Genomic DNA, 25,340 nt, shown 5'->3' on the forward strand with positions numbered 1-25,340 from the left:
CGTTAATGCCCTAGTACTGTCGCAGGGTTTATTTTTGCCGCTTTAATTGCAGGGTATAGCGTTGCTACAACACTCAGTACCACGGCAATCAGCGCGGTAAAGAAGACTTCATTCCAATTTAACTCTGAGGGCAAAAAGTTAATAAAATACACATCACCGGACAAAAATTGTATCCCGAATAAATCTTCAACAAAGCGTGCCACCGAGGCCAAATTAGTAGCCATTAAGACTCCCAATATAACCCCCACAATTGTACCTATTAACCCATTCAGCGTGCCTTGTAGCATAAACACAAAAACAATTAGACGGTTTTTTGCTCCCATGCTTTTTAGCATAGCAATTTCACTTTGTTTTTCATTTACCGCCATGACAAGGGTTGACACAATATTAAAACAAGCCACGGCAATCACTAAACTCAATGCGATATATACCACAGCTCTTACCAATTGTATGTCTTGATAAAGATTGCCATCATTAATTGTCCAATCTGACATATACACTTCTGGCGTTAATTCAAAGCCGATTTGCTGAGTCAGATGTTTAGCTGTGAACGCATCCCTGTATCCTAAGCGAATTCCCTGAGCACCATGGCTTATATTTTGGGTTTTAGCCGCTAACGCCATATGCATATAACCAAGATGATTATTTAATTCCCCTCCCAAATCTAAAGTTGCGACAATATTGAGTCTTAAGGTTTTTGGTGCACTTAGATCTAAGTTTTCAGATAATTGAGGCAATAAAATTTGTACCTTATCCCCCACTTCTAGTCCTAAGTTATGCATTATGCCTACGCCTAACATAGCGGCATATGGATCTGATTGGAATTGCTGCCACTGTTGTGGTTTGACTAAACTTGGAATAACACCATCCTGGGCGTAGTTAGGGTCGATACCTGTCATTTCTACCGCTTTCATATGATTGCCTTTTTGCAGCATGCCTGTTGCATTTACATATGGCTCCACATAAGTTACTTCTGGGTGTTGCTGCAGTGATGTCACTACGGCAGGCCAATCCTTTATGCCACTTGCATACACAGATTGAAACTCGGCATGTGGAATAATTGACAATAAACGATCTTTTAGTTCCCGCTCAAATCCATTCATTACCGACAACAATAGTATTAACACAAAACATCCAAGGCCAATTCCAAAAGTAGAAGAAGCGGAAATGAATGATACAAAGCCATTTTGGTGCTTGTCTGACCTAAACCGCCATGCCAACAACCAAACCAATCTCACTATTGCGTACTCGTCGCTGTTGATGTTTTCTCTGGGGAGGTTAAACAGCCATCTATAAGGCTTAAGGATCGATCTAATCGATTGGCTAATTGCGTATCGTGGGTAACCACCACAAAACTGGTTTGGGTTTGTTCTCGCAATTCCTGAAGTAGTCGATAGATCCCTTCACCGGTTTTTTGATCGAGGTTACCTGTTGGTTCATCTGCAAGAATAAGCTTAGGTTGTGTTACTAATGCTCGAGCGATAGCAACACGTTGTCGCTCTCCCCCTGATAATTCAGAAGGTTTATGGGTGTACCTGTGTGACAATTCAACTTTATCCAACATGGCTTTTGCCATCTCACTGGCATGATTAACTGACTTTTTTGCAATCAACAAAGGCATGGCCACGTTTTCCAAGGCGTTAAACTCTGGTAACAAATGATGAAATTGATAAATAAAACCAAGAGATTGATTACGAAACTTCGCCTGTAGATTACTGTTGAAGGTGAATATATCTTGTTGTTCAAACAATACTTGGCCCGATGTAGGGGTATCCAAAGCGCCTAGTAAATGCAATAAGGTACTCTTACCCGAGCCAGAACTCCCCACAATAGCGACTTGTTCTGCGATATTCACATGAAAATTAACGCCTTTGAGCACCTTAACGCTATTTTCTCCATCGTTGTATTCTTTAGATAAATTGACACATTTAAGTAACTCACCCATAACTAGCACATCTTCCTAATCAATTTTTGTAGCCTTGCTTTTTTGAACCCGAGCAAGGCGTTTCTTTTCTCGTTTTTTAGCCAAAATTCGCGCCAACTTACGCATACTGACGACTTGATCACTTTCATCAATGATATCTATCCCGAACAAGCTCTCAACTAAATCCTCAACTGTCAGTACGCCTTCTAACCCGCCGTATTCATCCACAATTAGCAACATATTTCCTCGTTGCGAATGCAAAGGCGTAAAGGCTTTTGCCAAAGACATGCTGCTTAAAATAGTGACCATATCCTTTTGAAAGCGCTTTAGAGGCATATCTCCATTATCACGGGCAAAGGCTAACAATAAATCGGATTTCAACACATAGCCCGTGATCTTTTCGGGTTCATTGTCTTCATAAATCGGGATACGAGAAAAAGACACTTCCCCATGTTCTTTTAGGAACTCCGCCACAGTCAAGGTATCAGGCAAAGAAAACACCACAGTACGATGTGTCATGGCCTGACGTACTTTAAGCTGTTTTAAATTGAGTAAATTTTGCATAACGGTTGCTTCACGAGCAGCAATTTGACCTTCTTCCAATGACAAAGCTGTCATTGCAGAAAGCTCGTCTCTGTTTAGCCCTACAAGAGGCGACTCATCATGCATTCTAGATGTCATCTTTTGTGCCATTTGCACCAATGGCCATAACACTATCATCAAATATTTTAAAAAGTATGCGGTAACAGGGGCAAGTTGACGCCAATAGGTTGCCCCTAACGTTTTAGGAATAATTTCTGAAAAGACGAGGATCAATAAGGTTAAAACAGCCGATGCCACCCCAAGATAGGCATCACCAAAAACCACAGCCGCTTGCGCACCGGCACCCGCTGCTCCCATAGTATGTGCAATAGTGTTTAAACTTAAAATAGCGGCAAGGGGGCGATTGATATCGTTGACTTGGCTCTTCAACAACGAGCCTGAAGGATGGCCTTTATTTTCCAAAACTGAAATGTAAGCAGAAGAAATACTCAAGATTACCGCTTCTGCAATTGAACAGATAAACGAAAAGCCTAAAGCAATAACGATATAGATTAATAACAGAAGCATAGAAATTAGATCTCAGAGAACAACACTAAATACAATGTATAAGTAGAAATAACAGGCATAACATAAGCTTATCAAACCATAAGCAGATTACGTAGTGTTTATAAAATTTAATGAAGAAAATGCTAAGAGCTGAAATTTACGGTGTGAACAACAATTTAATGGCGGAGTGGACGAGACTCGAACTCGCGACCCCCGGCGTGACAGGCCGGTATTCTAACCAACTGAACTACCACTCCACAATTTTCAATGTTATCAAACAGTTAACTAAGAAATAAATCATATCCCTTGTCGACCGCGGCGCAGATAATACGGGTTCACCCCATACTAGTCAACAGCTTTTTTATGGGAATTACAGTTAAAAGTGCTGTTTGCTGTTGTATTAAACAATTTGTTGATTTTACCGCCAAAGGATCATTCTTTTGGAATAGATAAATCCATAAACCCTGGGTCTGTTTTTGCTTCTTCCTTAGGCTGTTGCTCTGGGAGTTCAGCTTTGTGTTTACGCTTAAATATTTTTTCAAAGAATCCCGGTTTTTCAATGCTATTTAGCTCATCTTCTTGCTTGGAACTCTCTTTACTTTTTTTGAAGCTAGGCTTTTTGTCTGTAGTTAAATACCAAATCACCCCAATACCAAGGATTAAAATAACCAAATTTACGCTCACAATCACCATAACTAATGTTGTTGTAGACATTTTTTCTTCAGGTGTATTTTGGCTTTGTTCGGGGGGGGCTGTCAGTTCAGCTTCACTTTCAGCTGCCGTGCCTGGTAACTGTGGACTAGAAACAGCATCGTTAGTTGCCACAGGAACAGGTTCAGGCTCTTCGCTTAAAAAACTATATTCGGGCACATCTAAAATAAACTCCCTGCCACCTAGGGTCGTGCCATAGGCCGTTAGTTTAACGCGATATACGCCAAATCCAAAGTTTACAATTAGATGTTCTCGGACATGATCGGACATCTCTGTAATAGAGAAATTGTGAATATCACCATTAGGGAATCGTACTTTTCCATCAATTAATAAGGTAGACATGTTCACATGTTCACGTTGAGCATCAATTTTTAGCTTATGGTAGCCCCCGCCCCCTTCATCCAGTTCAATATCGATATTAATGGGGTTGGCTAACAGTCTCAATTTAGGATCCACTTGGTTACGGGTATACATGGGCGTTGCCACGCTAAATGTAGGGATCCACTCGCCGTCGGCAATTGCAAGATTAAATTGGCCTGTGAAAACCCCATCCAAAGGCCGTTCGTCCATGCCTTTTCCATTGTCCTCGAAAAAAGCCACTATCTCAGGTTTAGCGCCGAAATTATTGAAATCAGGATTATTGGTGCTCGACAGTGAAATAGTTAACTCAACCACATCTCTAAATGCAGTGTAATCAATAGGCTCATTATTATTGGTGAGATAAGCTGTTTGTTTAAGAATTTCACCGGAAAAAATAATATTAGGTAATGGGTCCGCATGAAGTGCTAAATCACTTACTACCATCACCCGACTTTCAGGGGTAATTTTCCCAACGGCCTGCCAAGGTCCAGGGGTTGGGTTTTTAATACTGATCATGTCGTAGGTTGTAGAATCAAACCAAAATACACTTTCTCCATCAGCACTCGATTGAAAAATTTTAGAACCATCAGGCCTGACTAATACAATAGGAGCCGAGCCATACTCTCGAAAGAAAATCATGGTAATTTCGTCAACTTCAAAGTCTATTCGGAAACGATTTTGTAACAACGCAATACTATTGTGATATTTCGTTCCTAATTGGGTAATAGGTGATGCATCTTCATTGATATTTTGTTCCACTGGTGGTGAATCATTGACTTTCGTATTTAGGGGATTAGATTGAACGGAAAAGCTTAGATTCACCAACAGCCAAAAACTAACCACAGATAAAACCCGTATTAACATGTTTTGGCTACTCACTTTTTAGTATTCATTGACGCCAAATGCAGGCGCCACCCTTTTCAACCACTAAGTCTAAACGACTTTCATGCTGTTCTAGTTCATCGGCCGTTGCCATCACAACCTTTAACGGTTTTCGCTCAGTAGATAAGCGACGGATGGTTTCTATTTGTCCACCTTCATTATTGGTCTTTCCACTTAAATTAAGATCAGTTTGACCCCCTGTCATCATGAGATAAACGTCAGCAAGGATCTCTGCGTCTAACAAGGCTCCATGCTTTTCTCGATGAGAGTTATCTATTCCATAACGCTTACACAAGGCATCAAGATTGTTTTTCTGGCCGGGATGGATCTGCCTTGCTAGTACTAAAGTATCTAGTACAGTACACATCTTGTTAGACTCTTTGAGCGGCAAAGCAGGTAGCTTTGCAAACTCATGATCCATAAAGCCGATATCAAAAGGTGCGTTATGGATCACCAGCTGAGCCCCACGGATAAAGTCAATAAATTCATTGGCTATAGCACTGAATACGGGTTTATCCGCTAAAAATTCATTGCTGATCCCATGTACCTCTATGGCTTCTTGTTCCACTAGGCGTTGCGGGTTGATGTATTTGTGAAAAGTTTTCCCCGTTAGACGACGGTTGACCATTTCCACACACCCAACTTCAATAATTCGGTGACCTTGTTTTGGATCGAGTCCAGTGGTTTCGGTATCTAATACAATTTGACGCATTCTCTGCTCATCCAAAAATGTTGTGGCATTAACAAACTTGAGCATTATACTGCGCTAAATTATAAATTCCTGAATTTTATAACAATCATAAGGCAATAATGAAACAAGTAGAAATTTTTACTGATGGATCCTGCTTAGGCAACCCAGGACCAGGGGGGTACGGTGCTGTGCTGATTTTTGACAAACATCGTAAGGAACTTAGCCAAGGTTTTAAGCATACAACCAACAATAGAATGGAATTATTAGCCACTATTGAGGCGCTTGGCACCTTAACTGAAACATGTACGGTTAATTTAACCACCGACAGTCAGTATGTAAAAGATGGTATTAATAAGTGGATTAAAAATTGGCGAAAAAATGGTTGGTTAACTGCCGCTAAGAAGCCCGTAAAAAATGTTGATTTATGGAAACGATTAGATGAACAAGTTTCAAAACATAAGGTAAAGTGGTTTTGGGTTAAAGGCCACTCAGGCCATCCAGAAAATGAAGCCTGCGACCAACTTGCCCGTCAAGCAGCTGAAGGAAAAAACCTGCCTGAGGACACTGGCTTTACTGCTTAATTAGGAAAAACGGAGGATAAGTAAACTATGATTACTTATCACTCCACACAGCATATTCATTATCATTTCCATCACAAAAATGAAATCTCCGCCCTCCTGGAAATTCAAAGGTTGGGACTTTTATTGTGCCACCAGCAGATTCTATAGCCGTTTGGGTCTTGGCTAAGTCGTCACTGTATAACACCACCAATACACTGCCTTTATCTACAGAAATATTGTGTTCAGATACATATAATCCGCCGTCAATTCCAGCGCCAGTTATCGCGGCATAATCATCGCCGTAGTCCACAAACTCCCATGCAAACACTTGATTAAAAAAGGCTTTACTTGATGCTAAGGCCTTCACGGGGATTTCAATATAGTTAATTTTATGATGTTGGCTCATAGTATTCTCCAGTTTTTTAACGCATCATATTAGTCACTTTAAATATGATAATGCACTAAAAATTGAGGATAACCAATGCGCGCCATTGAAAAGTTTTGTTTGTTGTTAGGTAGGCTATTAATGGGTACCTATTTTATTTTGCCGGGTTTACAAAAGATAACCGGCTATCAGGCCATGACTGAGTATATGCTGGCTCACAGTGTGCCTGCTACGGCTATTCTGTTACCACTGACCATTGTCATTCAAATTGCCGCTGGATTAGCCATAATTGTGGGCTTTAAGGGGAAGTTTGCTGCCTTTATTTTAGCGGGATTGACCCTAATTATTAGTATTTATATGCATGATTTTTGGGGGATGGAGGAAGGGTTAGCCCGCACTCACGAAACCCAAAACTTCTTTAAAAACATGGGCATTATGGCTGGATTATTGATGGTGGCTAATATTGGCACGGGTTGGTTAAGTTTCGATAATCGAAAGGATAGCCCCCTTAAATAACCATAAAATTGGCCGTCACATATATTGACAGTCGTTAGCAAGGTCGACGCGTTCAAAGCTTGACCTTGCTGATCCATAAATAATACCCACTAAAATGTCGCACCTAACCAGAGCCAAAATTTATCCGTGTCGGTTTTTATATCGCCGGCTGAATAAGCAGCATATTTAATTCCGGCGCTATAGTATTTACCGTACTTTTTCACATAAGATAAATTTAACTCACTGCCTAAATCGTCAACAGTGTCACTCACCGCATCTGCTTTAAATTTGTGAAACACCGCAGTCCAAACACCATCAAAAGCGCCACTTGTTAATGTGACACTTGAATCAATCAGGCCTTGAGCAGGGGTTCCTAAAAACTGATCTGACCAACCGTTAAATTTGTGGAGTGTGGCCAGAGGAGTGGAGAATCCATAGGCGCCTCTATCTGAACCTAGTTCTTCGTAACTCAATTTTGCAGTCGTATCACTAAACTTAACCCCTGTCTCAAGCTTTAAATACCTTACCTGATAATCTGTTATGGCTGATTGACTGCTCTGACTGGCATATTCTGCCCCATACAACACTTGTGGATCATCCGTTTTAGAGCCGCCCGTAAAACTAATACCAAAAGTATCCAAAGCGTTATCGGCATCATTATCCACTTCAAGTAAATAACCATAACCCGTTAATGTGCCATAGGCTGTTTTATAGGCCGCATTGAAAAGATGATCTTTTGCCTTTAGGTCTGCATCCTGGGCGAAAATACGGTTGCGTTGGGTGATATAAACATAGTGGAAGCTTAGCTCTTGAAGTGGATTATATTTTGCTGACAAGGCATCAAATGTTTGTCTATCTTGGCGCCAGCCAACATGACCCACAAACCTATGCCCATCCAAAGTAATGACTTGACGTCCTAACTTTGCACTAAAACGCCGTTTTTTATACTGAATATATCCCTGATCTAATTCAGTATGCTCAGGATCGGCAATTACCGAATATTCACCAATATTGTAACCACTGGGTCCAACAGTATAATTTCCTTGACCTAATACAATGCGCGAATCTTCCATTTCAATTTTTGCTGAAAACCCTTTGTAACTTGAGGTGTCGTAAGATATTAAGGTGCGTAATGTGAAGGCATTGGCATCATCTAGGGTGTTGTTTTGTTCGACACTTTCATAACGCAAGTTTAAATTAACACTTGCTTTACCATCTGTAAGCGCGTTACTCAGCCCTGCAGCGTATGTCATTTGGCTATGCGTAGCGCTCACAAACACTGTGACGAAACCCATATAGATTGCCAATATTTGGACTGCTTTGTTGGGGATGGCTCTCATCGTTATCTCCCTAATTTTGTGTGCTGATATTCCCGTCACACAACACGTTCTACGATTAAAAATTAATTTAATTACGTTTTAACGATGAGTATTTTAGATCTAAGCCATTATCAAAAATTGTTTTGAATCAATTTTACGAGCCGGATTATTTTAATATTCGATAACTGACGATAGTCAAAATAGGGGCAGACTAGCAGTTTAAGGTGAGTATTTAAGGCAAATTCGTGATCTAGCCAGTGCAATGTGCACGGCAAGTTGAGAGATTTTGCGTATGTTTTGCCCATAACAATATATACAGAATGGCTATTACTAGACTTAACATCAATTAGTTGAGGAGGTGAAAAGAGCAAGTTAGTGTTAGAGAGACTTTGCAATAATGTGTGATCTCTATATTCCTGCCAACTTTGCGCGCCTTGTAATGCCACTATATTTTCTGCATTAAGCGCAAATACCAGTTTGGCATAGACATTAAACACTTTACGCCAACCGTTGCCACAGGCTTGACCAATACTATGGATCTCACCTGCAGACAGCGGTTTTGTTAAGTCTAGGTTTGAATATTCAGAAATACTCGGGTAATTGCCAATATACACATTGAACTGGGCGTTTGGATCGCCCAGTCCAAATTGACGTTTCTGTTGCAACACTTAACTTAGGCCACTTTCTCCAAGTTTTTTTAAGTCGTCTTCTATACAAGCTATCATCTCGTCGGCTTCAAGCATGATCCCTTCTTCGTCATCTCCTAAAGGAAAAACCAGCACTAAGGTATTGTTATTTTTCATGCCTGGAAGCCAAGTTTCAATCCAATCCACAAAATCAATTTGCTTGGCTTGGCATGTAGGAAACTCATCCTTAACCCAAGCCTCAGCAAATTCTTTATGTGGCCAAATAGGTATGCAGGCATCGTCATCAGCCTTAAGCATCACCCAACCACTTTCACCATATAATCCCCAAAGACTTTGTTCTTCAATCATTTTTGATAACGCATATTCAAAACGCAACTCGGGTAACATCTTACTGAGGTCGAGAAAGTGTTCAGGTGAAATTTCATTCATATTATTGTCCTAGTTTTCTTTGTCTTAAAATTTAATTTTTCGGCTTTACGTTTGATTTTTTGGGCGTTTACAACCTTAATTAAATCTAAATATACAGGTAAGCCAAGATGTCAATCGAAACTGACCCACAGAATACCCCAACTCGTGCTCAAGCTCCAAAGAGTAAAACCTGGGTTTATCTATTAGTTATTGTTTTAGCTCTATCGGGTTTTGGGTATTTTAGCTTATTAAATCGTTCGAGTGCTTCGATTAATCATGATTATTACCGAGTATTATACGAAGCTTCCAATAAGTTTAATGAGAACCTCAATACTTTAAATAGCATGCATCAATCAGAAGAAAGCGTTACTTCCATTCGGGCGTTGTTGCCAAGCTACTCAAGAGAATCATCGTCAAACAAAAAGCTACTCCCTGAGTCATACAAATATCAACTCATTGGACAACAAATAAAGATATCGAATCAAGATTTTGTCGCCTTTATTGAGCTACCTGACTTATTACCTAATACTACTGATGGCTTCAGCCAATATTTGTTTGCCGACAACTCTGGCAAAGTGGTGGCCAATACTGGTGGTGAAAAGACCATTTCAATAGTCGAAATGAAAAGTATAAATAAACAAATATTGCAGAAAAACAAATTCTCTGCATTAAGTTTCAATCCTCAGAAGATGAGCGATGAATCATTAGAAAATGCCACTTTGCCAACATTTAGCAGCCATGTGGATATGCAGCTATCCTATGGCGACTTTAGAATTTTCATCTTTCCTTTTACCTTATCTACTCCTCTTAACATAACAAGTTCCGACAAAAACACAGGTGCACTACTAGAACGGCTGTATTTAGTTGGTTTGTTGCCTAAGCATAGATTAGATAATAAGGGGAGCGGACACTGGAATATCTCAGTCTTGGTGGTTAGTTTAATCAGCCTACTTTTTATGTGGGCACTGATCAGATTATTTTTGTTACCTGATAACCAATCCATCACTAAGTTTTATCGAATATTAACTCAATCGGCTAGTTATGGGTTTTATATTGTCTTGGTAGCATTGATATTGTCTTACTTAACTAAAAGTGGCTTGCAGTCTTATAAACAACAAGCCGCCACGCAGTACGCCACAGAGCTGGCCGACAACTTAAAACAAGATTTGAAAGAAGTGTTTAATGAGGTGTCATCTTATCGAGGATTTTATAGCTCTACTATTGCACAGCTAAATAAATTAAAACCTATAACCTCAGGAGATCAAAACAGTTCCACGCCAAAAACGTACAAGTGGTCATATGAAAAAACCGTTGCTGCATTAAATAATGCCTTGCGTGAGCTGGCCAAAGATCGTTCGACTTGTGTCAACTGCACCATAGACAAGCCTATACCCCATATTATGGCAAGTGACCAATGGCACACCAAACTAGGCGCAGACTACAATGCAACACGCTGGGAAAATGTGGTGAATATCAAAAATAGGGTCGATCGCCTTAGTCAGCAGATCGCCAAAAATGACGTATTACCCGCTGCGACAATATTGCAAGATTCCTACGAAAAAGATCCCCAACAACTGGGTGTCATTAGTTTCTATTCAGGTGAGTTGCAAGCAGAGTTTGACCACGAAGCTGAGGTATTCAATACCCACATTCCACGCTCTGCCATAAAGCAACAGGACGAGAATAATGCTTCTGCCTATACTGCTCAAAAGATTTTCACTATTTTTGCTACTAACGAAAAAGGCTTTGCCAATCTACCTTCTATTTATTTTCAAGAATCAAATTCCAAGCCACAGGCATTTTCACTATTACATCGAGAATACTTCAAAAGAGTACGAGATTATCGAGGCTGGCTATTGGATTTTTCAGATAAAAAAACCGTATCCAAGTACCTAACACCAGAGCAATGGCAAACTTCAGTCGAAGATTCTAAATCAATGAATGATGTGGTGTTTCGAAATGTCTATATACAGCGTCTTCTAAACATCAATGATGGAACAAGAGGAACCACTATATCCGTGCCAATGCATCAGCCTAATCTAAATATGCCGATAGATATGTCGGTTGCTGGCTACGTATTAGGTGCCGACGTTATTCTTCCATCAGTCAGCCTTGCCCCACCGTCTAAATTTGATTTTGTATTTATGGTGGTCGATAGAAACACCGGAGAGGTACTATTTCACAGCGATGAAGATCGCTCCTTAGTTGAAAATTTGTTCTACGCTGGACACAGTGAATCACACTTAAGTCAATGGATTAAAGCAGGGTTAGATGTACATCCCAAGCTAGGAGGCAATCAAATTAATGGCTTCTATCATGGGGAAGCGGGCCATTACACCTTAACCCCTACAATAGTCGACAATTGGGCCATGGTGGTGTTCTCACCTAGTGACAGCCTAGATAGTTTTATGACCAATCAATTTATCTACATTTTAGTCACCTTTGTATTGTTACTTAGCCTGATTCTATTGTTCGCAAAAATAGCCCAACATTGGGCATCGACACGGTGGATAAGAATAAACCTTGGATTGCCTCAACCATTAGATACCAAGCGTGTCATGTTAATTTGCACCGCTATTTTCACCACTAATTATGGCTTATTTTACATCGGTCAACTGTTACAAATGAGCTTCCCTAACAGCCCCTTAAGCTGGTTTTTCTCTCCGGTTATTCCATTGCTTGGAATGGCCGCATTATTGGTTATGCTGTATCGATTTTATTTACATCATTTTGTACCAAACAATCATGATATGTCTGCCATTAGGAAGTTTACTAAAGGCGCCAAGTTATTTTCTCTTTGTTTATGGTTAGTGGCCTTAACACATTTTGCCTACTTACAATTTAGTGCAGCTATGCCGTTGAAAAGTCTACAGTTCTATTATTCTCAACAAGAGTGTAATGGCATTAATAAGGAGTATGGCGAATTGACACAAATGGCATTAAAACGCTTTCCAAACTCAGTAACGCAACAACGGATCCCGCCATTTTTATTATTGCCCATGGAAGACCAATGGCAACAAACCATGCTGGCCAAAAATGCGGCAAAACAAACAAAATCAGGATTGTGCGAGGGTTATTTGTCTTCAGTTGAGCCTCAAGATTACCCCAAAATGAGCACCTTAGTGGGCTCTACTTATCTATGGAAATGGATGAAAACATACTTAATAAACGCCACATTAGACAACAACAAGTTAGATCACAACCTATCAAAAACCAACCCTGAGTACGACATCATATTATGCTCTATTTTGATCTTGTTGGGCTTAGTATGGGTATGGTTCTATTTCAATCGAAAAGTGTTGTGGCCGCGTATTTATTGCCCAAGCGGCTTCTTAAGACATATTCAGGAACTGTGCTCATCTGTGTCTAATATGTCTCATGAACAACCCAGCCGACTATTGATGATACAGGTGGACAGCCACAAATTATCAGGTGTAGGTTTAGCCTTATTATTGCGCAATCAAGAAGCGCAAAATCGTAATAAAGGAGAAAACAGTACCGAAGAATTATTACCGGGATTTGAGCATTTATTCCAACTTAGTCCTTGTTTGCAAATGTTCAGTGTCAACAATACGTTTTTACCAAACTTAAAAATCAACCTAAGTATCGACAATGATTCAGGGCTACTCATTGTCAAGATTTGGGACATTGAAACTTGCTTAGAAAAGATTGAATTTAGACAACATTTGCTAGATATGATCATGGAAATAAAGTCTCTCACTATGTCGGGGAATTTACACAGTTTTACCCTTTACTCAGGCTTTATGAGCCTGCGAAGAGTTAAGATGAAAGATCCCCTTGCTAAAACATCCAACTCTGTTTTAGAGCATACTGAGTATATGTCTTGGTCTGAATGCCTAATGGATTTTTCGGTGAAAGTTACTCATGAGTTTGTGCATAATATTGATGCCGATTTTTTATATAATGAATTAAAAGATGTCCCTGAATTACGTTTTTTAAGCAAACAATTGCCTAAAGACGCGCAACTGCATAGCGAGCACATTCCCGCTACGCGCTTTTGGCAAAGAGACAGCAACAGTATTAAAAGCACCGAATGGGCGACTATCCACTATATTTTGCTACATGCAGACGCGCTGTATCGATTTAAATGGGAGTCTTGTTCTAGTGCCGAAAAACTCGCCTTGTATAACTTGGCGAAACAACACCGCCTTAACCCTAGTAATACCGAAATGATCGAACATTTAGCCATTAACGGTATGATCAAAGTGCGTCATGATCATCTGGCAATAATCAATAAAAGTTTTGCACATTTTGTATTACACGCTGAATCAACAGATACACTACGTCAATTGGTAAGAGAAGGAGAAGCTGGTATTTGGAAGAGTTATCGTATTCCCCTTGGGATGCTAATTGTGCTCATCATAGGTGGCGTGGCCGTCACCTCTGGTCAATCGATTTTTATTATCGCCGCGTCCCTAGCTGGCGTGTTAGGCACTATTGGTAGCTTAACCAATAGCGCCAGCATGCTTAAGGGACAATTTAAGGAATAGTCAGCCCAATCATTTCTTATATAGGGCTTGGTCTTAGACTAGAACTCACAATAAAGTCATGTAAGTATACAATTTATAAAAATAATTTAGGAAATATGCGTGAAATCAACATTCAAAAAATATCAATCTATGGCTGTATTGACAGGTGTCATGATGTTAACAGCCTGTAGTTCGGTTCCTCCTCTGGATCCAATAATCGGTGATACCGGCAAAACTTTTTCTGCGATAGCCAATAGTACCGACGTTGTGAGTTACGGTTTGCACCTTGAGGTATTTCCCGATTCTAAAAGTATCGCAGGAGTAGGATACAGCCAGTTTTTAATTACGCAAAACACCTCTCAAGTTGAACTAAAACTAGACAGCCGCTTTGATATTTCCCAAATATTAGTTGATGAGCAAATGGCCAAATATGACAGACTTGGCGGCGTTATCACTATCCAATTACCTAGCGCTAAAGTAGTAGGCGACATAGTGAATGTAGCAGTCCATTATGCAGGGAAGCCCCATATAGCCTTAAATGCACCTTGGTCTGGTGGCTTTGTATGGAGCGAAACTGAAAATGGCACGCCGTGGATAGCTACAGCGGTACAAGGAGAAGGTTGCGACCTATTTTGGCCATGTAAGGATCACTTTGCCGATAAGGCTGACACTATGGAGATTTCACTCACAGTACCGCAAACCGTGAGTGCTGTTACCAACGGCATTTTAATGTCAACTGTCAAGATTGATGACAAAAGACACACCTTTAATTGGCAATTGTCTGTGCCTGCCAGTGATTATAATATCGCCCTTAATATTGGCCCCTACACCCGCATTCAACAAAGTTACACCAGCATTAACGGTGAGTCGGTCCCCATAGAATTTTGGGCATTGAATGAAAACGCAGCTAAAGCCCAAAGTTTGATCAACGACGACTTGTTACAGCAAGTTAGTTTTTATGAAGAACTATTAGGTCCCTACCCTTGGGGTAATCAAAAATTAGGCTTTGTGGAAACGCCTCATTTAGGCATGGAGCATCAAACCATTAATGCTTATGGCAAAAAATATTTGCGTGACAAAAATGGCTTTGACTGGTTACTTCATCATGAATTAGCCCATGAATGGTTTGGAAATCTTGTCACTCACGAAAAACTCAACGATGCGTGGATACATGAAGGGTTTGGCCTGTACATGCAGCCAATTTACAGCCTATATAAGTTTGGTGAAGCGGCCTATATCCACACTATGTACGAGTCTTACTTAGGGCTAGTTAACTGCCATCCAGTGGTATTAGAAGGTGAAATAACCTCACAGCAAGCCTTTAATTCAGACATCTACGGTAAAGGTGGCTGGACTTTACATACCCTTAGATGGTTAGTGGGAGATCAATTGTTTTGGCAAGCAACACGACAACTTTTATACGGTACTGCAGATACCAAAGCACTAACTTATCCAATAACCCCTAGGTATAGAAACACCCAAGCATTTATTGATATTATCAACCAGCTAAGTAGTGAAGATTATTCATGGCTATTTGAGGTCTATTTAAAACGCGCCGCGTTACCTGAATTACTGCAAACACGAACAGATAAGCAATTAGTGCTGACATGGAAAACACCTGATAACCTACCGTTTCCGATGCCAATAACAATATCAATAAATGGTGAAACGGCTATCTACACAACCCAAGATGACCAAATAACGCTAGATGTGCTGCCACAAGACCACGTTATTATCGATCCTCAGATGAAAGTTCTTCGCTATTTACCCATTATTGGCTTATGCGAAGAAAACCAAGCAAAACGCGATAACAGAGGTTAAATCTCTAAATAAAATTCTCTCAACCTACTACAAATGCTTCAGCCGTCACACCCCAGTGTTACGGCTGTCTTTCCTTTTATTACCGCTGTTACCCTCGATGCTATGACTGTCATTTCCGGGGGCTAACGCTGTCAATCCCGAATATCGAAACTGTCATTCCCGAGTATTAAAACTGTCATTCCCGAATGCTGTTATCGGGAATCCATATACCTTGACAACCCAATTTAACGATTAGAACTAAGATATTTAACCTAAGCTAATAAATAACCTGATAACCTATTATTTTTGAACCTTATATTCACTGGCCAACATCGAATACACAGCATGATCAACATAGTGATCATATAGCCATTCACATTGACGTAAACTGGCTTCGTATGTAAAACCTAAACGCTCAGGAATGGCTCTGCTTTTAGTGTTTTTTTCAGCGCAGCGTATTTCTATTTTATTTAGTTTCCCTTCAACAAATCCATATTCCAATAGGCTTTTTACCACTTTTGTCATAACACCTTTACCCGTGCAAGACGCACACAACCAATACCCTATTGCACCCCATTTATTTTGATAATCAATCTGATTAAAGCCAGCCAATCCGACTAACTTGCCAGCCGCAATGATGGCAAAGTTAGTCCCCTGATTGTCGTTGTGTTGGGCAACAGCCGTATCTATAAAGGTTTGAGTATCTTCTAGTGTATGGACTAAATCTAACCATGCCAGCCAGTTTTTTAGGTGAGCTCGATTTTTAAGGGTTAATTGATATAAAGGTTCGGCGAATGCCGGTACTAAAAATTCGAGATGTATATGTTTATCAACCGGAATTTTCATAGTTTCCTAACTTAAGATCTGCAAAAATGCGATGATATTACAATTAAGAATATTTTTTCATGGGATTTTTACGTGCATATTAATGCTGTACATATTTTGCGCCAGCAGCAATTAGCCTTATCAACTAAGGAATTTCGAGCCAGAGGCTATAAAGTCAAGCGCTGCGATCGTTGTTTAATACCTGTAGCCAAATGCATTTGTGCGCTGCGACCAAGCACTGTTAGCCGTAGTGCATTTTGTATAGTGATGTACAAGAATGAGTATTATAAACCTAGTAATACCGGTAAGCTTATTGCTGATGTGATCCCTGATAATTATGCATTTAGATGGGATAGAGTAGCACCCGATCCCGCCTTAATCTCTTTATTAAACAATCCAAAATACCAGCCTATAGTGGTGTTTCCACAGCAATACGCCGACGCCCATAGATGCATAGACTCACCGCAGGATCTAAGCAGTATTCAACAAGGAAAAATACCATTATTTGTGATGTTAGATGGCACCTGGCGTGAGGCTAGCAAGATGTTTAAAAGTCCGTCTTTTTCCCATTTGCCGGTGTTAGGAATTCAACCGGAAGCAGCCTCTGTGTACCAACTACGAGAAGCGGCCCATGCCCATCAACTTTGCACGGCTGAGGTGGCAATAGAGATATTAAAGCTGGCTGCGGATGAACAAGCGGCAGAGGCACTTCAAGTATACTTTCAACATTTCAAAGGAGCATATATAGCTGGAAAGGCCCATTTAACCCTTATTTAGTTGCAATACTGATTTTTGATTAGGCGCATACCATATTCCAAATTGACACAATAAATTACAGCAGTTCTATTTGAACTTAGCAAACACATCAAGCTATGGTTGAGGCATTAAAACTACTCATCAAATAGGATACCCACAATGAAATTAGAATCACTAGCCTTACACCATGGTTACACCTCAGAAGAGACCACTAAAGCTGCAGCGGTTCCAATATACCAAACCACGTCCTATACCTTTGACAATACCCAACATGGTGCCGACCTATTTGACCTTAAAGTACCTGGCAATATTTACACACGCATAATGAACCCAACAACGGCGGTACTCGAAGAGCGTGTCGCCGCAATGGAAGGAGGGATAGGAGCCCTCGCCGTGGCCTCAGGCATGGCCGCTATCACTTATGCTATTCAATGTATTTGTTCAGTTGGTGATAATATTATTAGCACCAGCCAACTTTATGGTGGTACTTACAATTTGTTCGCTCATGCCCTACCAAACCAAGGGATAGAAGCCCGTATGATAAATGGCGACGACTATGCTGCTTTTGAAGCGGCCATCGATGACAAAACCAAAGCGATTTTTTGTGAATCTATTGGCAACCCCGCTGGCAATGTAGTGGATCTTCAAAAATTAGCAGAAATTGGTGCCAAACACGGTGTACCTCTTATTGTGGACAATACCGTTGCGACGCCCTTTTTATGTCGTCCTATTGAACATGGCGCGGCTATAGTTATTCATTCGCTGACTAAATACATAGGGGGTCATGGCACTTCTATTGGCGGCATTATTGTTGATTCAGGAAAGTTTGATTGGGCCGCCAATAAAGCGCGTTTTGCGGTATTAAATCAGCCAGATCCTTCCTATCATGGGGTGGTTTTCACCGAGGCTTTAGGCGCGGCTGCATACATTGGTCGTTGCCGCGTGGCACCATTACGCAATACTGGTGCCGCCATATCACCCACCAATTCATTTAATATTTTAATGGGGCTTGAAACCTTAGGTTTACGAATGGAGCGTCATTGTGAAAACGCCGAAAAACTCGCGGCCTATTTAGCCAATCACTCTAAAGTTAGCTGGGTAAATTACGCCGCGCTGCCAGACAGTCCGTACAACGCGACTTGTCAAAAAATATCTCAAGGAAAAGCCTCGGGTATATTAAGTTTCGGGATCAAAACCAGTAGCCACTCTTCCAGTAAAATCGCAGGTGGGCAATTTATTGATGCGTTACAAATGATTTTACGCTTAGTGAATATTGGTGATGCAAAATCATTAGCTTGCCACCCTGCTTCCACTACCCACAGACAACTCAATCCACAAGAGTTAGCTAAGGCGGGTGTCAGCGAAGATTTGGTTAGAATTTCGGTGGGTATCGAAAATATTGACGATATTATTGCAGATGTGAGTCAAGCCCTTGATTCAATATAAGCACTAAAGTGAGACTGGTTGGAGCAAGATAGTCCAACCACTTTCTACTTATTAGAGTTTAAATCTCAGCGGCGCTTTTTGTATAAACGCTTAATATTGTGATCACTATGATGATCGAGTATTGCTTCTAATTTTTGCCCAATTTTAGAGCAAATTTTTATTTGCTCTAATTGTGGCCATGTCGAACGCTCACCTTCAGCAACCAATTTCTGAATTTCAGTAGAGGTGAGTTGTCCTAAGAGTTTTTGCGGATCCACAAAATTGAAATTGGGAACTATATTGATGTCCCCTTTGTAATCTTGCGCCATTACCGAATAAAACATACTCATGCTTTTACCCACATCAGGAATTTTACGCAGGTACCGACGACTAAATTTCTCACCACTTTTTAACATTTCGTGGGTGGATAATCGCAATACCTTCTTCGCTCCTTCAGGCACAGGCATATATTCTTCGCCTTTCATAATAGCCAGAGCGAGGGGATTGGCTTGGCTCACAATATAATGATTCACCCCATAAAGTCTGGCAAGTCTTTTTGCCGGTAAGTCGTCGGTTACAGCACCATCTACCCAGCGACGATCCGGTAAATAAGGTTGGGCCTCACCATAGACATTTTTTGCCATCAACATCACAGGCTCAAAAACACCAGGCACGGCACAAGATGCCATAACCGCCGAACGCACATACACATTGGGCGAAGTAACGGCATTCATTAGCCTAGAAGTTTGATGCTCTTCATAAGGTGCAATGGTAATACTTATCATGCGCCCGGTTTTCTCGTAGGCTTCTTGAAATGTAATATCTGGAATACTCGCCTCTAACATCAACTTGAGAGAAGTTGAGTTATTTTGAGGTCGCACCAGGCTTTTAGGGCGGTTATCAATTTCGGCTTGTAGTGGATCGAGCCCTTTTTCATCCAGTAGTATCGAAGTTAACGCTTCATCAGTGTTTGTGCCTAGTATGGCTGCAGAAACCGCCCCAGCACTTGAGCCTGAAATAACAGTAGGCAATAAATTATGTTCAAATAAGGTTTTCACCACCCCGCGGTGAAAATGCCCAAGTGACCCTGCCCCGCTTAACATCAACGCAGAGCGTCCAAAACAATGGCTAGCACGTTCAAAAAAATCAATTTTGTCTTCACGCGTAATTTCACTGGATTCAGGAATGCATGAAATATGCTCTAGGGCGTCGACTATTTCATCAACATATTCTTCAATTAAGTGTTTAGTGCCAAATTTTGCCAGCTTGTAGAGGCTTGATTTCCCCATACCGCCTTGATTACCATGGATCCCTTCATTAAGTGCAAACAGCAACCCTACATCATCTTCTCTGCGCCTTAACTGTTGTAAAGTATTGATCCTGGTACGAATATTTACATAGTCATAACTTTTCGATTGTTCTTTACTCTTCCACGCTTCAAAACCAGATTTGGCATCATGCTCTAAGGCAGCCGTTTTCCAATCCGCATAACTATTGGCCTCGCGCATTTTTCGCTCTATGCGCGTGAGAGCAAGGGTTTTAGACATGGTTAACATAGCGTCAAAGTTCCACAAAGGTAAAAGAATATAAGCCTATCTTATAGAAAAAAAACACTGTGAACCATCAAGATGGATGATATAAACCTACAAGTGTGAGGATTGTTATTTTAATATCCTTTAGTAAAGAGTGGCGACTAAATGTCACCCAACAAATTGTTGTGTAAGCAGTTTAGCTTACTTTATAGAATGCTAATCAAGTCACAGAGAAGGTACATTGGCCTATGAACAAAAAAAAGGGTATCAATACTAAGTTTATTAATTGGCTTACTTTTTGTGCATTAATTGTTAGCTTAATTTGTTTGGTGGTATTTGAAAAAGGAGCCAATACCTCTGGCGACACTGGCATTGCCTTGTGGGCAATCTTTTTATTTTCCTTTACTTTAGTGTCTGCGCCACTACATTTTTTGCTGTTTACTTTAACATTTATTCAATCTTTTATTGGTTCTAAAACATCCTTAAGATGGGCTTATCTTTATATTTTGATTAGTGTTGTTGGCCATATATTTATGGCAGCAAAATACGGCGCCTTTGAAGATAAATCCCGCCAAGTGATGACGCTTACATCCTCTGAACAATTAATGCACAGCGCTTTAAATACTGGCACTGAATCCGATATCAGTAAAATACAACAAGCACTAGATGCAGGTGTTGACCCCAACTCAGGACTATTTCAAGGCTCAATCCCCTACTTAGTAAAAGTTGCTAGTTATGCTGACGTTCCAGCCATTCAAATGTTCTTAGCAGTGGGGGCCAATCCCAATATAACAACCCCCGGTGAGCATACGCCCAGTAGGCAAGTTAGTATTCTTGACGCTTCACCGCTCGATGTGGTTATGTTTGCCTATCATGGTGATATTATTAAAAGCATAGAAGTGCTTCTTGACGCAGGCGCAGACCCTCACAATTCATTTATGAAATTAGGTGCTTGCCGTAAAGGTGATATGGCTTTGTTTGCATATGCTAATTCGTTAGACCCAAATAAGCTAGGCGACGCCACCCATTTAGAAGATGCCAATGGCAAAAACTGTTTGCATCATGCCGTTGAGGCAAACCAAGTGGCATTTTTACAACAGTTACTCTTCAATGATCAATATGCTGATGAAAACGCCCAATTGTTGTTGGCAAGGGGCAACAAAACTCGCAAGCTTCCGTTAGACTTAGCCTTGATCCTTGAACACTATGAAATCGCTATAATGCTTATAAAAGCTGGAGCAAAAGCAAATTTACAGTGGTATGTTAATAAAACACTAGAAAACACCGCAAACCATCCTCACCTAACCGAATTAAAAACAATACTGCGAAAGGAACTACCTATAGAATGAAATCTGCCTCAACTCGTCACACTAGTTTTCTAGCAGTTAGATTTTGGTTCATTAACGCTTTAAATCACAGGATAAAGTATCTATTCATTCTATTTTTCACCTTAACAGTTAGCACCTTTGCTTTAGCTAATAATCCTCAAAATGAAATGGTTCAGCGAATTATTTTGCAATTACAAAGCAACGACATAAACTCACCCGCGCACGCATTGCAGTTAGTGCAACAGCTAGAATCATTGAAAACCCATCTCAACAGCCAACAAAAAAAATGGCTAATACAAGCTAAGTGCTGGCATCAGCCCATGAAAGATCAACGGCAAATGGAACAGGCGCTACTTTATGCTAACCAAGAGTTAGAAAAGTTCCCACAAGACACTGTCACCGCGACAACTGTGAGCTTACAACAGTGTCGGGCTTACTATACTCAGTTTGTAGGTAAATTAGCGGACGCATTCACGCAACTCAGTAATGCCATTAATCATGCCTATCAATTAGGAGATATCTTTTTGGTCGCACAAGGGCGTGGGATCCGTGGCGCGATTTCTTCTTTTCAAGGTAATCACTCCATAGCAATTAAAGACCTAATAACCGCTCAAGAGCTCTTTAAATCATTAAATTTACCCCACTGGGCGAATGCCAATTTAACAGAATTAGCCGCCAGTTATAGGCGTTCTGGTGACATAACAACAGCCCTAAGATACCAATTGGCTTTAGAAAAAAATTACCTTGATCTAGGTAAAAATTTTGCGGCTAATCAAGTTAATATACATATTGCTTCCAGCTATGAACAACTCGGTAACCTTGATTTAGCAATCGAAGGTTACAAGCGTAGTAAATTATTTCTACGAGATAGCCATCCTATACTCGCAGCGGATATGTCGGTCAGTATTGCCAATAATCTGCTTGCACTTGGGCACCCCAATCGAGCCCTAAACGCCTTACTTGCAGCAGAAAAAATTATTACCCCGCAACACAATTCGCCTTATAGTTTTATGCAATTGTATTTTGCTAAGACATATTTTGATTTAAACCAATATAACAAGGCGCTACTTGCTTTATCTTTGGCAGAGTCTGCTTTTGCCAAAGACAATAATCAACGATATGTCGCTAAGGCTTTATTACTAAAAAACACACTACTTACCGCAACAGGCGATTATCAGAGTGCCAATAGTGCATTACTTGCCTATATAGGGGTACATGAACAATTAGATCTGCAAGCACTTTCACAACAAAATGCTGAGCTACAAGCACGCTTTGATACCGCTAGAATTCAGAACGAAAACACTTTGCTAATAAAAGCTGCTAAAGAAAAAGAATTAAGACTAGACGCACTTAAACAGAATGAATTACTACAATCAGTTGTGATTATTCTGATTGCGATTTTACTGTTATTTGTTACTTGGTTTACCTTTAAACAACACAATAAAAACAAACAATTCAAAGTCTTAGCCTTAACTGACGAACTAACCAAACTCGCCAATAGACGAGATACCTATAATCATGCAGAGCGCTTATTCAGACAGTGTAAAACCGAACATCAAGCGTTCAGCATTATCTCATTTGACGCCGACAACTTTAAAAATGTTAATGATACCTTTGGTCATGATATCGGAGATAAAGTATTGGTAATCATTGCCCAGCTTGCCAAAAAAGTGGTGCGCAATGAAGACATAGTAGGCCGAGTCGGTGGAGAAGAGTTTTTAATATTATTGCCAAACACACAGCAGCATGATGCGTTAGACATAGCAAATAGACTTTTGCAGACTGTTATACAATACCCTTGGACAAAAATAGCACCGAAATTACAACAAAGCATTAGCGCTGGTATCGCCTGCTATCAAGACGAGGAAGAATTATCCTATCTTATTAAGAAGGCAGATAACGCCTTATACCAAGCCAAAGATTGTGGCCGAAATCGCGTTGTCGTTCAGCCACAAAAGCAATAACCGTATGCACTATGATAGCGCATATAAAGCGCAATCTTAGCTACCAGTAAACTTAGGCGCTCGGCGTTCGGCAAAGGCTTTTATGCCTTCCTGCAAATCATTTGACTGCAAACTGGTCATTAAAGTGAACATGCCATTTAGCGTGAGGCTTTGCTCTTCGGTGAGATTTTCTGATTTACGCAAAATATACTTAGTACCACGTACTGCCATAGGTGAATTGGCGGCAATTTCACGTGCAAGGGCGATGCCCGCTTCCATTGTGGCTTCGGCTGACTCGTACACATCGTTGACCAAGCCAATTTTTTCGGCGCGATCCGCTTTGATATCTTTACCTGTATAGGCAAGCTCGGCCACATGGCCAGCGTTTAGAATTTTTGGCAAACGTTGCAATGTGCCAACATCAGCAACCAAACCTAATTTGGTTTCGCGCACACTAAACAACGAACAAGCACTGGCGATGCGAATATCGCACGCGCTAATCAAATCAACGCCCGCCCCTAAACACACACCTTTAATCACGGCAATAACTGGCAATGGACAGTCGGCAATAGCCGTAATGGCTGCTTGGAACTTTCCGGTATTGCTAAGTTGTTCTAAATTAGCTTCGGCTGCAGATCGCGCCTTGGCTTTTTTATGTGCGCTCAAGCCATCTTCGACTAAGTCGATCCCCGCGCAAAAGTGTTTACCTCGACCGGTAAATACGATTGAACCAATCTCACTATCTTCACACAGCGCATTTAATGCTCCAGGAATTGCCGACCATAACTCGGTAGACAGCGCATTGTATTTGGCCTCTCTGTCTAACCAAACGATACCCACCTGCCCTTGTTTTTCGATACTGATTACATTGGATGAAAAGCTCATGTTACTTCCTTAGGTCTTAAATTAATTTTTCTTAAACTGAATTTATTTACCGATACCCATTATATGGCGCATCATTTTATTCATACCGCCAATCCAGCGGTCGTAGTTAGAGGTTTTGTTTGTCATATACTCTGCCACTATTGGATGAGGCAAAATCAAAAAACTCTCTTTACGTAATTCATCCACCACACAATTAGCTAGCTCTTCAGGCTCTATCATGCCGTTACTCGCCGCAGCGGCTGTGGCTTCGTTATCATTATCTGTCATAGGTGTTCGCACCGCCTGTGGGCATAACAACGACACTTTAATACCTTGATGTTTGTGGTGAATAGCCAACCACTCACCAAAACCCACGGCTGCGTGTTTAGTGACGCCATAAGCTGCACCACCAATTTGATTCAGTAAACCTGCAGCGGATGATGTATTCAAGAAATACCCGCCCCCTCTAGCCACCATGCGCGGTACTAAATGGCGAGCCGCATACACATGAGACATCACATTAATATCCCAACTAGCTTGCCATTCACCATTGGCAGAATCAATGCCCTCGCCTAAAGCCACACCAGCGTTTGAGCAAAACAAATCGATAGGGCCAACCTTAGCTTCGGTTTCTTCGATTATCCTAGAAATATCGTCTTCTTTACTCACATCGGCCATCATAGCCACGCCACTGACCATCTTTGCCGTCTCTTGAGCGTTATCTAAGTTGATATCAACTGCAACAATCTGCTTAGCACCTTGTGCATGAAAACGCACCGCTAAGGCACGGCCAATACCGCTGCCAGCGCCTGTGATAACTATTATCTTGTCCTGCAATTCCAAAAGGCTTCTCCTTGTTGAATAAATTTTAAGGAAATGTTTAAAAATCGAACTAATTAACCTGAT

Annotated in this window: 21 protein-coding genes and 1 tRNA gene; 8 read left to right on the forward strand and 14 right to left on the reverse strand. The window is 40.7% G+C overall.

The features are described 5' to 3' along the window. Nucleotides 1–2: 2 nt before the first annotated feature. From Q0688_RS07025 to dnaQ, 6 genes are all read right to left on the reverse strand, one after another. Nucleotides 3–1,238 (reverse strand): lipoprotein-releasing ABC transporter permease subunit, encoded by a 1,236-nt coding sequence (locus Q0688_RS07025; RefSeq protein ID WP_299074545.1) that lies wholly within the window; start codon nt 1,236–1,238, stop codon nt 3–5. After that, nucleotides 1,238–1,945 (reverse strand): lipoprotein-releasing ABC transporter ATP-binding protein LolD, encoded by a 708-nt coding sequence (gene lolD, locus Q0688_RS07030; protein ID WP_299074547.1) that lies wholly within the window; start codon nt 1,943–1,945, stop codon nt 1,238–1,240. The genes Q0688_RS07025 and lolD overlap by 1 nt, the downstream gene beginning before the upstream one ends. Nucleotides 1,946–1,960: 15 nt before the next feature. Continuing rightward, nucleotides 1,961–3,034 (reverse strand): CNNM domain-containing protein, encoded by a 1,074-nt coding sequence (locus tag Q0688_RS07035; RefSeq protein WP_299074549.1) that lies wholly within the window; start codon nt 3,032–3,034, stop codon nt 1,961–1,963. A 159-nt stretch (nt 3,035–3,193) separates the two neighbouring features. Further along, nucleotides 3,194–3,270, reverse strand: a tRNA-Asp gene (locus Q0688_RS07040). A 175-nt stretch (nt 3,271–3,445) separates the two neighbouring features. Beyond that, entirely contained in the window at nt 3,446–4,948 is a 1,503-nt protein-coding gene (locus Q0688_RS07045; protein WP_299074656.1) for a TIGR03503 family protein, read from the reverse strand. Between the two features lie 25 nt (nt 4,949–4,973). Further along, the gene (gene dnaQ, locus Q0688_RS07050) at nt 4,974–5,678 is read right to left on the reverse strand and encodes a DNA polymerase III subunit epsilon (protein WP_299074551.1); all 705 of its coding nucleotides are present in this window, start codon (nt 5,676–5,678) and stop codon (nt 4,974–4,976) included. Between the two features lie 98 nt (nt 5,679–5,776). Here dnaQ and rnhA point away from each other — a divergent pair, with 98 nt between their 5' ends. Beyond that, nucleotides 5,777–6,238 (forward strand): ribonuclease HI, encoded by a 462-nt coding sequence (gene rnhA, locus Q0688_RS07055; RefSeq protein WP_299074553.1) that lies wholly within the window; start codon nt 5,777–5,779, stop codon nt 6,236–6,238. A 31-nt stretch (nt 6,239–6,269) separates the two neighbouring features. Here rnhA and Q0688_RS07060 read toward each other — a convergent pair whose 3' ends face one another. Beyond that, complete coding sequence (locus Q0688_RS07060) at nt 6,270–6,623, reverse strand: VOC family protein (protein WP_299074555.1); 354 nt, start codon at nt 6,621–6,623, stop codon at nt 6,270–6,272. Nucleotides 6,624–6,698: 75 nt separating this feature from the next. On the opposite strand from Q0688_RS07060, the gene Q0688_RS07065 reads away from it, so the two are divergent. Next, nucleotides 6,699–7,118 carry a DoxX family protein gene (locus tag Q0688_RS07065; protein ID WP_299074557.1) on the forward strand — a complete coding sequence of 140 codons (420 nt, stop codon included), beginning with the start codon at nt 6,699–6,701 and terminating at the stop codon, nt 7,116–7,118. Between the two features lie 89 nt (nt 7,119–7,207). Here Q0688_RS07065 and Q0688_RS07070 read toward each other — a convergent pair whose 3' ends face one another. The 3 genes from Q0688_RS07070 to Q0688_RS07080 form a co-directional block, all read right to left on the reverse strand. After that, nucleotides 7,208–8,392, reverse strand: coding sequence for an alginate export family protein (locus tag Q0688_RS07070; RefSeq protein ID WP_299074657.1), 1,185 nt, complete (start codon nt 8,390–8,392; stop codon nt 7,208–7,210). Nucleotides 8,393–8,547: 155 nt separating this feature from the next. Then, entirely contained in the window at nt 8,548–9,084 is a 537-nt protein-coding gene (locus tag Q0688_RS07075) for a hypothetical protein (protein WP_299074559.1), read from the reverse strand. Continuing rightward, nucleotides 9,085–9,492 (reverse strand): DUF2750 domain-containing protein, encoded by a 408-nt coding sequence (locus Q0688_RS07080; protein ID WP_299074561.1) that lies wholly within the window; start codon nt 9,490–9,492, stop codon nt 9,085–9,087. 107 nt (nt 9,493–9,599) lie between these two features. On the opposite strand from Q0688_RS07080, the gene Q0688_RS07085 reads away from it, so the two are divergent. Continuing rightward, entirely contained in the window at nt 9,600–13,982 is a 4,383-nt protein-coding gene (locus tag Q0688_RS07085) for a hypothetical protein (RefSeq protein WP_299074564.1), read from the forward strand. 99 nt (nt 13,983–14,081) lie between these two features. Further along, nucleotides 14,082–15,782, forward strand: coding sequence for a M1 family aminopeptidase (locus tag Q0688_RS07090; RefSeq protein ID WP_299074566.1), 1,701 nt, complete (start codon nt 14,082–14,084; stop codon nt 15,780–15,782). 279 nt (nt 15,783–16,061) lie between these two features. Here the strand turns inward: Q0688_RS07090 and Q0688_RS07095 are convergent, their stop codons facing one another. Further along, nucleotides 16,062–16,607, reverse strand: coding sequence for a GNAT family N-acetyltransferase (locus tag Q0688_RS07095; protein ID WP_299074568.1), 546 nt, complete (start codon nt 16,605–16,607; stop codon nt 16,062–16,064). Between the two features lie 72 nt (nt 16,608–16,679). Between Q0688_RS07095 and Q0688_RS07100 the strand changes: the two genes are divergently transcribed. Then, nucleotides 16,680–17,363, forward strand: a complete 684-nt coding sequence (locus Q0688_RS07100) for a tRNA-uridine aminocarboxypropyltransferase (protein ID WP_299074570.1) — start codon at nt 16,680–16,682, stop codon at nt 17,361–17,363. Nucleotides 17,364–17,501: 138 nt separating this feature from the next. Then, a complete protein-coding gene (locus Q0688_RS07105; RefSeq protein WP_299074572.1) occupies nt 17,502–18,788 on the forward strand; it encodes an aminotransferase class I/II-fold pyridoxal phosphate-dependent enzyme in 1,287 nt (428 codons plus the stop codon). A gap of 65 nt (nt 18,789–18,853) precedes the next feature. Here the strand turns inward: Q0688_RS07105 and Q0688_RS07110 are convergent, their stop codons facing one another. Then, nucleotides 18,854–20,323 carry a DUF3336 domain-containing protein gene (locus Q0688_RS07110; RefSeq protein ID WP_299074574.1) on the reverse strand — a complete coding sequence of 490 codons (1,470 nt, stop codon included), beginning with the start codon at nt 20,321–20,323 and terminating at the stop codon, nt 18,854–18,856. A 224-nt stretch (nt 20,324–20,547) separates the two neighbouring features. Between Q0688_RS07110 and Q0688_RS07115 the strand changes: the two genes are divergently transcribed. Together Q0688_RS07115 and Q0688_RS07120 are read left to right on the forward strand one after the other, a co-directional pair. After that, nucleotides 20,548–21,648, forward strand: coding sequence for a hypothetical protein (locus tag Q0688_RS07115; protein WP_299074575.1), 1,101 nt, complete (start codon nt 20,548–20,550; stop codon nt 21,646–21,648). After that, entirely contained in the window at nt 21,645–23,591 is a 1,947-nt protein-coding gene (locus Q0688_RS07120; protein ID WP_299074576.1) for a GGDEF domain-containing protein, read from the forward strand. Before Q0688_RS07115 ends, Q0688_RS07120 begins: the two co-directional genes overlap by 4 nt. Before the next feature lie 36 nt (nt 23,592–23,627). On the opposite strand, the gene Q0688_RS07125 is transcribed toward Q0688_RS07120, so the two are convergent. Together Q0688_RS07125 and Q0688_RS07130 are read right to left on the reverse strand one after the other, a co-directional pair. Next, a complete protein-coding gene (locus tag Q0688_RS07125; RefSeq protein WP_299074578.1) occupies nt 23,628–24,455 on the reverse strand; it encodes an enoyl-CoA hydratase-related protein in 828 nt (275 codons plus the stop codon). Between the two features lie 42 nt (nt 24,456–24,497). Continuing rightward, on the reverse strand, nt 24,498–25,277 hold the full coding sequence (locus Q0688_RS07130) for an SDR family oxidoreductase (protein WP_299074581.1): 780 nt from the start codon (nt 25,275–25,277) through the stop codon (nt 24,498–24,500). Nucleotides 25,278–25,340 lie beyond the last annotated feature (63 nt).

It is taken from the genome of uncultured Paraglaciecola sp., from assembly GCF_937123705.1.
Taxonomy (GTDB): Bacteria; Pseudomonadota; Gammaproteobacteria; order Enterobacterales; family Alteromonadaceae; genus Paraglaciecola.

Coding starts and splice junctions, on each gene's coding strand:
- Q0688_RS07095 (WP_299074568.1), bottom strand. CDS start 16,607: ATGAAAATTCCGGTTGATAAACATATACATCTCGAATTTTTAGTACCG.
- Q0688_RS07085 (WP_299074564.1), top strand. CDS start 9,600: ATGTCAATCGAAACTGACCCACAGAATACCCCAACTCGTGCTCAAGCT.
- Q0688_RS07105 (WP_299074572.1), top strand. CDS start 17,502: ATGAAATTAGAATCACTAGCCTTACACCATGGTTACACCTCAGAAGAG.
- lolD (WP_299074547.1), bottom strand. CDS start 1,945: ATGGGTGAGTTACTTAAATGTGTCAATTTATCTAAAGAATACAACGAT.
- Q0688_RS07110 (WP_299074574.1), bottom strand. CDS start 20,323: ATGTTAACCATGTCTAAAACCCTTGCTCTCACGCGCATAGAGCGAAAA.
- Q0688_RS07065 (WP_299074557.1), top strand. CDS start 6,699: ATGCGCGCCATTGAAAAGTTTTGTTTGTTGTTAGGTAGGCTATTAATG.
- rnhA (WP_299074553.1), top strand. CDS start 5,777: ATGAAACAAGTAGAAATTTTTACTGATGGATCCTGCTTAGGCAACCCA.
- Q0688_RS07045 (WP_299074656.1), bottom strand. CDS start 4,948: ATGTTAATACGGGTTTTATCTGTGGTTAGTTTTTGGCTGTTGGTGAAT.
- Q0688_RS07120 (WP_299074576.1), top strand. CDS start 21,645: ATGAAATCTGCCTCAACTCGTCACACTAGTTTTCTAGCAGTTAGATTT.
- Q0688_RS07060 (WP_299074555.1), bottom strand. CDS start 6,623: ATGAGCCAACATCATAAAATTAACTATATTGAAATCCCCGTGAAGGCC.
- Q0688_RS07080 (WP_299074561.1), bottom strand. CDS start 9,492: ATGAATGAAATTTCACCTGAACACTTTCTCGACCTCAGTAAGATGTTA.
- dnaQ (WP_299074551.1), bottom strand. CDS start 5,678: ATGCGTCAAATTGTATTAGATACCGAAACCACTGGACTCGATCCAAAA.
- Q0688_RS07035 (WP_299074549.1), bottom strand. CDS start 3,034: ATGCTTCTGTTATTAATCTATATCGTTATTGCTTTAGGCTTTTCGTTT.
- Q0688_RS07125 (WP_299074578.1), bottom strand. CDS start 24,455: ATGAGCTTTTCATCCAATGTAATCAGTATCGAAAAACAAGGGCAGGTG.
- Q0688_RS07070 (WP_299074657.1), bottom strand. CDS start 8,392: ATGGGTTTCGTCACAGTGTTTGTGAGCGCTACGCATAGCCAAATGACA.
- Q0688_RS07115 (WP_299074575.1), top strand. CDS start 20,548: ATGAACAAAAAAAAGGGTATCAATACTAAGTTTATTAATTGGCTTACT.